This is a genomic window from Pseudodesulfovibrio piezophilus C1TLV30, assembly GCF_000341895.1.
GTDB lineage: Bacteria > Desulfobacterota > Desulfovibrionia > Desulfovibrionales > Desulfovibrionaceae > Pseudodesulfovibrio > Pseudodesulfovibrio piezophilus.
On sequence record NC_020409.1, the window covers coordinates 294,052 to 305,000 of the forward strand.

A 10,949-nucleotide genomic window follows, 5' to 3' on the forward strand; every position below is an offset into this window, starting at 1 on the left:
ACTTCTACACCTCGTCCCAATGATGCATGCATATGAAGTGTTGGTGCATTTTCATCATCGATAAAAAGGAGCTCTGTCCCCCAAAAAAATGTGCTTTACGCAGGATTTCATGATCGGTATAATAATTCTCACCGCATTGACGGAGCCAGCGACAATCTTTCCCATATCTACTTCGCCAATCAAGGTACAGAGTGCTGATCGGATATCATGTTCTCTGACAAATTATTCGGTACAATTCGGGATGTGTTTTCCATCTTCAAGGCGCATGGTGGACACTCGGCTAATTGAGCCACCATGCTATTGCATATTGTTTTTCCTCATTGTCCGCAAGGGATTCTGTAGTCACACCATTGGCATCTTCGTCCAGGCTGGGCACTCATTTCATCTGTTGTTAACATATGATGAATGAGTGCCTTGAGTAGCTTTGGTGTCATGGCTTCAACTACGTCCAATCGCTCTGCATCAGTCCATTTTTTGCCAAAGAGCAGCTCTGTTTTTCCATTTTCTGCAAGCTTGATGAGTCCCGCATCATGCGGAGTTTTTTTCTCGCATTGTTGAAAGAGATACATGTACATCGGGAGTTGAATACTCTGGACTGATTTCGCAAGGTCTGTCAGGAATGTTTTGTCAGGGACTCCATCTGTTACATCGTATATCCGTTGCCAAATTTCCATATCTTCCCAGAATCCTTTTTGCGGAAGAACTCCGCCGCCTGTTTTGTAATCCAGGATGACAATACCTTCATCGCGCTCTTCAACCCGATCCAGGTAGCCCGTCAATGGAATGGAAAGAGAGTGTGAAGCATGAGTTGTAACCAGTTTTTTTTCAAGCCCGAGAAGGGTGGCCGGGATCTGTGTTTCATGGAAGGCTTTGAGGCGAAAACGGCCTGTTTGAGTGAGTGCCAATCGTGTGTCATAGGGAAGATGTGTAAAATTGGCGTTCTCTTTGAAACGCTGTTCAAACATGGATAGAAGTGGCGTTGGGTCCAAAGAAGCAAAGTTGGTTTTTCTCCCAATGAATGGGCGCATATATTCACTGAGAACGTCATGGATAAGGGTGCCGAATTCACTTCTGTCTCCGTCTTCCACCACTTGTTGAACAGGGCGAATCCTACCGATTGTCTGATAGAAAAAAAGTTTTGGACACTGGAGATAGCGATCAAGGCCGGACGGAGATAATCCTTTTTCTTTAAGCGTTTTGTGCAAGGCTTCCCGTAATTGAGAGGTCATCGTTATTGAGCTGGTATTTTGCTGCAATGATCCCGCAGGAAAAGTAACAGTGTGAATCATATCACTTCCGTCAGTCAGAAGTTCCTGACTTTTCTTTTCCTGTTCCCAAAGAAGTTGTTCAACAAACCGACTTCGGACTGATTTGGAATCCAGCACCCCCGGTTTCGTACCACTTTGGTAATAGATAACGGTTTCTTTTGCCCCCATGAGAAGACGGTAAAAGTTATAACCAGAGACATTATCACGTTCTCTTGTATCAGGAAGGCCGAGGAGTTTGCGCAAAGGGTCAGGGAGAAGCGGGTCGTATGGATTGGTTCCGGGCAGTCTTTCCTCCACAGCGTCAAGAATGAAAAGCTGTTTGAAATGAAGCAATCGTGTTTCAAGTACTCCCAAGACCTGTAGCCCACCCAAGGGTTCAGCCTCAAATGATACCCTTTCTTGCGAAAGAATTTGCCGGAGCAAGGAAAACAAGGTTGTTTTGCTGAATTCCTCTTGTGCAGATTCAACACTGTTGAGTTGCGGTATAACGGATGTTGTCAATCTGAATAAACATTCGGCATCTACCAGATACGTATGCCACAGTTTTTCACCGTATTTGTGGAGCATGGAGGCGAGTTTGACAAGGGCACTCCCCAGTGATTCGAGAGAGTTGATTGTTTCGAAAGTGGTTATACAGCAATTCAGTATCATGAGTCTGAGAGGATCGGCTTCCTTTTCGTTCAACTCTACCAGGATTTTATCTGCATAGGGCGGTTTCCATTCAAGAGGGGATATATATCGTTCTCCCAATCGTATGTCTGCCTCCCAAACATGAAAGATTTTTCGCAATGGTTTGTCATCAGCTCCCAGTAATCTCAGGTAAGGATGACGGATCAGGTTGACGACATCGCGCCAGTAATATCGGCCGTCTTCCAATTTGTTTTCTTGTAAGGTGAGTATGGCTTCAATCAGCCGGGCCAAGGACGTTCGGTCAAGGGGGTACCCCATGGAGATATTGGGTTCCTTGTCCGGCAAATGATGGAGCACCGGAAGCATTGCTCCTTCATCGGGAAGGATGACGGCACTATCATCAAGACTGCGTGTAGCCTCCATATCGTCAGATAATGCTGCGAGTTGGGAGTGTCTGTCGAATCCCTCACAGAAGCGGACATTCGGTTCGTGTGTTGAAGGAATAAACCCCGGCGGGATCTCCGCTTTGGTTCTCCATCTGTTGAGCCAGGCTGTATGCTCAGTGGTGGCCCAATGTTTTCGCCCTCCTACCGCAAGGGCTGGGTCGGAATGAATTATGGGATGAAGGACATTGTCATCCCACAGCCGTCTGAATAGAATGTCTTCCGCGCCGCTGAGGGCATAAAAACCAGCAGCAATGATAGGTGAATCTGCCAAATGGTCTGAAATTTTTGCAATGTTTTTCGTAATGAACCGCCAGTCAAGCCCTGGAGTTGTCCAGTTCCGAGCAAAGAGCCGGGTGATATATTCGTGGTGAATGGTGCTTATTTGTTCCAGCAAGCCACTCGCATATTGCGAAACTTCTCCTTCCATATACTTTAGGTCTTCCGGTTCCATATTCTGGCGGAGAAGGTCCTCCATGAGTTTTACCAAGCGAATGCCCCAAGGAAGAAAATCTTCTCTGCTCAATTCCGGCAAGCGAGCCAGTAGCCCTGTCCCTGATTGTCTGAGGTCACTGATAATTTCACGTAACAATTCGACAAGATCAAGTTGATGAACAGGTTTCACAGGAGGAGTGATCATTTCTCGTCTGATTTCTGTAATGAATTCGACAATGGAAATCATGCGAGGGAGAAAAACAGGTCGAGGGAGGTTTATATCCTCTTTTAAATGGATTTTGAGATATCTTTTAGGCCGGTTATGAGGGAAAAGCACCGTACATTGACTCAAGTCATCTCGCTGAACCAGGATATCTGAAAGAGCGGTCATGAAATCCTGATTCCAGGGAATAAGCGTGAATGTTCTCATCTAATTAGTCTCCCTGACTTCACGAATTTCCTGAAGGTCAAGATAGACAAGGTAGCCTTTTGCTGGTGTTAACCCACTCATTTGATTGAGTATCTGCATATAATCAAGCACTTGTTCCTGATTCTTTGGCGAGGGGCGGCCTGTCTTGAAATCGACGACGATTGTTTCCGGGGTGCGACAGAGAAGATCAAACCGTTTGAAATTCCCTTCAGCGTCCATGATTTCCGGCTCTTTTTCTCCTCCACTGAGCCATTGTCGTAAGGTAGGATTACCAAGGACCCAGCCGACCATGGTTCGAAGATCATCTTCAAGACGATCGAATTCTTTTTTTCCCAAAGCTCCCAGCGCAGGAAAATCTTGAAAAGCCAGAGAGATGGCCCTATTCATATCGATCAGATCATTGTCAGTCACTTGTAAGTGCTCCATGGTTCTGTGGGCGACTTCCCCTCTCATCTTTTCATTGTAGAAGTACTCGTCGAGGTTATGCCTATAGATCCGAAGACGGGGGAGCCATTCCATGAGCTGAGGATATTGATCTTGTTCCTCAAGTATAACTGGAGGCTTGGCTGGTTCCACTTTTGATATTTTCCCTTGTGTCGGTATGCTGCCATATTCTAAAATAGGTTCATCATTCATATTCAAAAAAAGATTCATAGCTACTGATGCAGGGCATTTTGCAGAGCTTTCCGTGAAAAATCCGTAAAGTTCCTCTCGTGCCCGAGTCCAGGCGACATAGAGAAGGTTGAGTTGTTCCTTTGCGGATCGGCCAAGACTGGTAAGGTACGGTTTTCCGAGTCCTTTTCTCATGGGAACCAGAAGACGATGCTTTTTATGAGAGCGAATAACAAAATCCTTGTCCGGTTTGGCTGCCCAGTTATGAAACGGGATGATGACCACGGGAAATTCAAGTCCCTTTGATTTATAAATAGTCATAATTCTCACTGCATCAATATTCTCTGGCAGTGGGACCTTTTCTTCACTTGATTTCTCTTCCCAGTATTCGAGAAATCCCGAGAGTGAACCATACCCATTTTCTTCTGCCAGGTGGATAACCTCCAGAAAACGGCGGACATACAGTTCTGCTTCGGGATGGCGTTCAAATACTCGGAATGTGCGAATGGCTTCTCGGACAAGGTCGTAAGGCGTCATTAGCCCTGATTGATTATAAAATGGCTCAATAAAATATTTCCATTCATTGGGGAAATCTTCTCGGAAACAGACTCCAAGAGGACGTTTTCTCGGATGACTGAGCCAGTCAAGAAAATCAGTTTCTTCCATCATGGCCTCAGCCTGAAAGACTTCTCGACCTGAAGCAAAAGTAAGAAATGCGAGATCATCCCTTGGAAAGTCGAGAAATGCGAGAAAAGCTGCAAGTTGACGGATGATAGGGTGCCTATCAAGTTGGAGAGAGTTTTCCGTAATGACCGGAATGTTTTTCTGGACCAGCAGATCACAAATCAGCGAAGCATGGGTATGTGTTCTGACAAGAATCGCCAGGTCACGGAAACGTCGCCGTTGTGTCAGTTCATCCAGAAGTTGACTGAGAGAATCAAGAACCGCTGTTTCGGTTTCGTCATTGGTGCCACCAGAAAGGAGTTCCATGCGAACATAGCCTTCACTTGTGAGGTTCTTATCGCAAATGGCTTGTGAGCATGCTGAAAAGCTTTGAGTGAGCTCCTCAGCAAAAGATTTTCGGAAGTCTTCAGGAGCACCTTTGAAAAGCGTTTCCGTGAGTTCGGAGGATTGGAATGGATTTGTGAAGTTGTCAAAAAAGGTATTGTTGAATTCAACAATGTTTTTAAAACTCCGCCAATTCGCAGGTAAGGAGTCATGCTCTTTGGTAAGAGCGAGCGAAGCGACCTCTGGTTGCATCATAACTTCATCAAAAAGAGCGGAGTCGCCGCCACGCCAACCATAGATAGCCTGTTTGACATCTCCGACATAGAAAAGGCTGCCGCCTTTGGCCAGACATTCTTGCGCGAGGGGAGTGATGGCCTGCCACTGAGCACGGCTGGTGTCCTGAAATTCATCCACTAAAAGATGATGCAGCCGACATCCCAAGCGGCAGTAAGCCTCGGAGACAGGGTCACCGTAAGCCAAGAGAGCATTGACAAACCCGGCAAGGGAAGAACCAAGGATCAATCCGCGTTGTTTTTGCAGTTCATCCAGTCCATTTAAAAGCCTGAGAGCAATATTGATAGCTGGAGCGAGAAAGTAAGCTCCTGTCAATGTCGCGTGCTCTATAGCATAGTGGGAGCATGCCCGTTTGAGGGCGGCATATTCTGCTTCTGCCCGAGCATCAACTTTCTCTTTTCCAGCTTTATTGACGCAGTCCTGTAAGCTTGGTTTGTGTATAAAGGTCGAGTCCTTGGGTGTCTCAAAAAGCTCAGTGGCGAGGCTCTTTTTCAGATAAGTAACAAATCGTTTGTCAAATGGGAGTCCTGTGTCAGTGAAATACTCCAAAGTGCACTGGATGGTTTGTTTGTAATCTGCAAATGTTGCAGTCAATAAGCCCTTTATGGTTTCCTGGTCGCACAGGAGGGGCGTTTCTTCGGTCCGAAGGAATTGTGCCATCTCGAAAAGTCGTTTTCGAACTGTGTCCTGCATCCAGAACCCACCTTTCCCTTCGTTTTGTATCATGGTGGAAACTGTGGAAGAGAGTAAGTCCTGTTCACTGCCGCTTTCTATGCACATATTAATGAAATGATCATAGACAGTATCGAAAAGCTCCCGTTCTTCGAAGACGATTTGAAAATCAGGACGGATGCCGAATTCCAGCGCAAAAAGCCGGAGAAGTAATGCGAGGAGGGAATCAATAGTACGAATGTTGAGTCGATGGTATCGACGTAATATAGTGTCGATGGCTTTTGAAGCTGTTTCAGAGGAGCATTCCGACAGGTTGGTATTCAACCCTAAAGCAGCTTCCTTAAGGCCGACTACGACCCTTTCTTTCATTTCCGTTGCAGCTTTGTTGGTGAACGTCACAGCCATGATTTCCGGCCATGCATAGCCGTGTCGGGGGCTGCTGGTGCAGGCAAAGGGCTTACTGTCTGATTCTGCATTTTCCAGAAGGCTGAGGAATCGGCTGGTCAATTGATATGTCTTGCCTGATCCTGCTGAGGCTTTGACCTGTTTAAGTTCTGACATTGACTATACCTCGACACCGGCTGTGTGGCTTGTTTTGGAACCAGACATAACAACCAGAAAAACGGCTGCGATGATCAGGCAACTGCCAGCATATCCTGACAGAGAAAAGTGTTCATCAAAAAGGAGGTAGGCAAAAACTGCGGCTACAACAGGTTCAAAGGTTGCGATGACAGAAGCATACGTGGCTTCAAGTCGTTTCAGTCCTGCATAGTATGCGCTAAAAGCGCCGTAAGCTGTTACCACGGCCAAACCAACAAGAAGTCCCCAAGCATAAGGTGTTTTGTGTTGGAACTCGATGAATGGAAACAACATGGCTGAACCGATGGGTAAAGCGTAAAGAAAAATTGTCGGGGTAGGATACTTGTGGAAAAATTTTTTCCCGAAAATATAGTAGAGTGCATAAGTGAACCCTGAGATGAGGCCCATACTCAGACCAAATGTGTTCAATGGCATGGTTGTTGCGCTTACTATTGTGGGACCGAGGCAGATGCACCCAACTCCAATAATGGTTATGAGGACACTGAGCATTTTTACTGGTGTCATTTCTTCTTTGAGGAGAAGCCAGGACATCAACGCTACCCATGCAGGCGCTGTATACAAGAGTACTGCAGCCATTGCCATGCCGATATCACGAATGGCAATTTGATATGAACCGTAGAAGAGCGTAATACAGATTATACCAAATCCACATATGACGGGGAGATCATTTCGCCTGACTGAGACTTGTTTCCGAAGGAAAGCATGAACTGCGAAGAGAACCCATCCTAACATTGCTCGCCAAAAAGCTATTTCCAAAGGAGCAATGCCTTCTGCCAAGAGTTCTTTGGCAAATATTCCGGTGCTTCCCCACATAAAGGCAGCACAGACGACATAGAGAAAACCACGGAAGTCCATTAAGATATCCTTTTTCGAACAATGAGGGTGGCATAAATCGTTTGCATATATCTACCTTGATCTGGTTAGAGTGAAGCACTATCCGCAGAATTCATTTAGGCTTTTTCATTCTTTGCGTCAAAGGGGGACAAGATAATCCATTGCCTTCCAAGGGGCTGTCCGTATATACTTCGCCGTATGGAAAATAAGGATATATATATTGTACCGGATGAGCTGGAGGGTGTGCGTCTTGATAAACTCCTGGCAGAAATTGTTCCTGATGCAGGGTTGCGTTTACGGCGTCGCCTTTGCAACGAAGGGACTGTCTTGGCAGGAGAGAGAATTAGAAAACCGGGGTATAAGGTGAAGGGCGGACAAGAGATTGTCCTGCTCTCAAAGGATAGGCAAATGTCGCAGAATCAATTTGGCGTGCGTGTTGTCAAAAAAGCTGGTCTGTTTGCTGCTGTTTTCAAACCTGGGGGTATCCATTCGGCCGATATTGCCGGAAAAGACTCTCTAAGTATTGAATCTTTATTACCTGATCTTTTGGATGGGGAATCACCAATCTTGCTCAATCGTTTGGATTTCTTAACGTCCGGGTTGCTTCTCGTTGCAATGAGTAATGAAGGGGCAAGTTTGTATCGAGAGCTTGAGTCATCGGGAAAAATTAAGAAATTTTATCAGGCCAAAGTACACGGGCGTTTAGATGGAGTTTTTACGATCAAAACTACGCTTGATGCTGATAATCGAAAAAAGACACGGACGCTTGGCGAAGATTCAATAGACGAGAGGCGTTGGACGGCTGTAGACGTCCTTTCTCATGATCATGAGAAAGATACGACTGTTGTCAGGTGTTTGATTAATAAAGGAGCGCGGCACCAGATTCGTGTTCACTTGGCATCTCTAGGGCATCCCATTCTCGGAGATCCCCTCTATGGCAATGGGGGAGACGGTAAGTTGCTAAGTCTTTGTCATTACCGGGTTGAGTTACCTGGTTTTTCAGCATCGATTGATGCGCCATGGCAATAGAGAGTATCAAAAAGAAATTTTAAAGTAAGAAAAGCCCGCTCAGGTGAAACTGGGCGGGCTTTTCTTTATTATTCATTATGGTGCATTATTTTTTCTTGTCCATCGCTTCCTGCAATTTGGCTCCTAAAAGCCCCATACCGCCAGTATTGAGAGATGTTTTTTGTTTCTTTGGAGCAAACTCTTTCCAAGAACCATCATCTTGGACATCTCCGGTCGTCAGAGATATCTTTCTTTCCCCAGCTCGTACCTGGGCAATAATAATATCAACAGAGTCCCCTGAGTGGAGTTTTTCAAACGAGGCAGGTTTTTCAGAGCGGGCAATAACAGACTTGGGTAAAAGGCCTGTTATTCCAGGTTCCAGCTGAATGAATATCCCGAATTGTTCGTGCTTCTCCACAATTCCTGTGACTTTTTGTCCTGACTGGAATTTCTCTTCAATATCCATCCAAGGGTCACCTTCGGCATCTTTCATGGACAATCCGATGCGGCGCGCATTCGCATCTATGGATTTGATTTTGACTGCAACAGTTTGACCTTCCTGCACAAAGTCAGAAGGTTTGTGCACCCGCTGCGTGTAGCTCATTTCAGACACATGCACGAGGCCATCAATACCGGGTGCTATCTCAACGAATGCGCCGAAATCAGCAAGGCGAACAACCTTGCCTGTAACTTTGTCTCCTTCAGTAAACGTCGCGGAAATTGTTTCCCACGGGTCCTGTGCGAGTTCTTTCATGGACAGGGAAATTTTAAGACGTCCTTTGTCATCATGTTCATAGCTTGTAATTTTTGCCTTAACCTTCTGCCCTATGGAAACAGCTTCTTCCGGGTGTCCGATACGGCCATGGGATATCTGTGAGATATGTACCAAGCCATCCAAACCCGGCATGATTTCCACAAAGGCCCCAAATGGAGCGAGACGGGTCACAATGCCTTCGATTTCATCGCCGACTCCGGATTCCGCTGTAAATGCTTCCATGGCCTGCGCAGTCTCTCGTTCCAGCAAGGTGCGTCGAGAGATGACGACATTGCGACCATTCTGTTCAAGTTTGGTAATGAGAAATTCGAGGGTTTTGCCAACATACTCTTCTGGATTTTCCACAAAGCGGTTGTCAATCTGACTGACAGGACAAAATGCCCGACGGTGCATGACAGTAACATTGAAACCACCTTTACAGGTTGAGTCAATATTGCCTTCAACCGGGAGTCCTGCGCTTTTGGCTTCTTCCAGCATGGCGATACCACCGATACCAGACAATGCTCGGGAAAGTTTGATTCCGCCGGAATCCTTGCCGACAACGTACAGTTCTACCGTATCGCCTTCCTGGACTGTGCAGTTTCCCTCTTCGTCCAGAAGCTCTTCTCTTTCAACAATGCCGTCCAGTTTAGTGCCGGTATCGACGAAGATTGTGGTTTCGCCAACTTGTATAACCTGTCCGGAGACTTTGTCTCCTATGTTCAGATCATCTCCGCCGCCTTCGCTGTACTGTTCGAACAGTTCGGCGAAGCTGGCTTCGCCTTCTTCCACGCCATTACGTTCCTTGAATTCTTCAGACACGTTTCTACCGTCGTTTAATAGGGTTAAGTGAGTAAGGCTTTCGCAAAGTCTTTGCCGTTGAATGGGCGAAGATCTTCCATCTTTTCTCCGAGTCCCACAAAGGTGATCGGAAGTTTGTTCTGAAGAGTTACGGCCACCACGACGCCACCCTTGGCTGTTCCGTCAAGTTTGGTCAATATGATTTCATCCACGCCGACCGCTTCATTAAAAAGTTTTGTTTGTGACAGAGCATTTTGCCCGGTAGTAGCATCAATAACCAAGACACAGCGGTGCGGTGCCCCTTCATGTTTTTTACCAACTACACGTTCAATTTTTTTGAGTTCTTCCATCAGGTTTACTTTAGTATGCAAACGACCTGCTGTATCGAGAAGAAGCAGGTCGTACCCTTCGTTGACAGCCTTGTCCATTGCTTCATATGCCACAGCAGCCGGATCGCTTCCTTCTGCCTTGGCGAAGAAACCGGCACCAATGCGTTGAGCCCATACTTCAAGCTGTTCGATGGCCGCAGCGCGGAATGTATCACCTGCTGCGATCAGTACCTTGCGTCCCTGCATTTGCGCCCGGTGAGCAAGTTTGGCAATGGTTGTTGTTTTGCCAACTCCGTTGACGCCAACCATCATCAAAACTTCAGGAGGATTAACAGCCTCAATTCGGGGAGGAACTTTGAAAATATCCTCAAGCTCATCGCGCAGAATGTCTTTAAAATCCTCAGGATCATCCGTTCCGGCTTTGCGGGCTCGTTCCTTGAGGTTTTCCATGAGTTGAGTTGCTGCTTCCATACCGACATCTGCCATGATCAGAATCTCTTCAAATTCTTCCCAAAAGGCATCGTCGAGTTTTGAATGGGAAGAGAGCAAACTGTCAATACGTTTTGTTATCTGTTCTCTGGTTTTGGAAATACCTTCGGAGAGTTTTAGAAAGAGACGGTCACGTTCATCTTCTTCATCTTCGAGTTCTAGCACCAGGGCCAAACGATATTGCAGTTCAGATTTGAATTCGGAAACGGCCTGGTAGCCCATTTCGGTCAGCCATGCATCGAATTGACTGACAAACTCTTGAGCTTCTGAAGCAGGAGCACCGAGTGCCTTGAAGAGAAAAGTAAGCCGATCCCAAAGAACAGGCCCTTTTATTTCAATGCC

Annotated in this window: 6 protein-coding genes (1 of these 6 running past the window's edge); 1 reads left to right on the forward strand and 5 read right to left on the reverse strand. The window is 46.3% G+C overall.

From position 1 onward, the window contains the following. Window positions 1-317: 317 nt before the first annotated feature. Genes BN4_RS01475 through BN4_RS01485 form a run of 3 tightly spaced genes read right to left on the reverse strand, consistent with a single transcriptional unit; the run spans window position 318 to window position 7,247 of the window. Window positions 318-3,206, reverse strand: coding sequence for a PD-(D/E)XK nuclease family protein (locus BN4_RS01475; RefSeq protein WP_015413578.1), 2,889 nt, complete (start codon window positions 3,204-3,206; stop codon window positions 318-320). Next, on the reverse strand, window positions 3,207-6,353 hold the full coding sequence (locus BN4_RS01480; protein WP_015413579.1) for a UvrD-helicase domain-containing protein: 3,147 nt from the start codon (window positions 6,351-6,353) through the stop codon (window positions 3,207-3,209). 3 nt (window positions 6,354-6,356) lie between these two features. After that, the gene (locus tag BN4_RS01485) at window positions 6,357-7,247 is read right to left on the reverse strand and encodes a DMT family transporter (protein ID WP_015413580.1); all 891 of its coding nucleotides are present in this window, start codon (window positions 7,245-7,247) and stop codon (window positions 6,357-6,359) included. 177 nt (window positions 7,248-7,424) lie between these two features. On the opposite strand from BN4_RS01485, the gene BN4_RS01490 reads away from it, so the two are divergent. Further along, window positions 7,425-8,255 carry a pseudouridine synthase gene (locus BN4_RS01490; protein ID WP_015413581.1) on the forward strand — a complete coding sequence of 277 codons (831 nt, stop codon included), beginning with the start codon at window positions 7,425-7,427 and terminating at the stop codon, window positions 8,253-8,255. Between the two features lie 85 nt (window positions 8,256-8,340). Here BN4_RS01490 and BN4_RS01495 read toward each other — a convergent pair whose 3' ends face one another. Continuing rightward, window positions 8,341-9,810, reverse strand: coding sequence for a 30S ribosomal protein S1 (locus BN4_RS01495; protein WP_015413582.1), 1,470 nt, complete (start codon window positions 9,808-9,810; stop codon window positions 8,341-8,343). A gap of 23 nt (window positions 9,811-9,833) precedes the next feature. Further along, a protein-coding gene (ftsY, locus tag BN4_RS01500) for a signal recognition particle-docking protein FtsY (RefSeq protein WP_041720081.1) crosses the window boundary here: on the reverse strand, window positions 9,834-10,949 show its 3' portion. It continues 291 nt past the right edge of the window; only the last 1,116 of its 1,407 coding nucleotides appear in the window; the start codon falls outside the window, past its right edge; the stop codon is at window positions 9,834-9,836.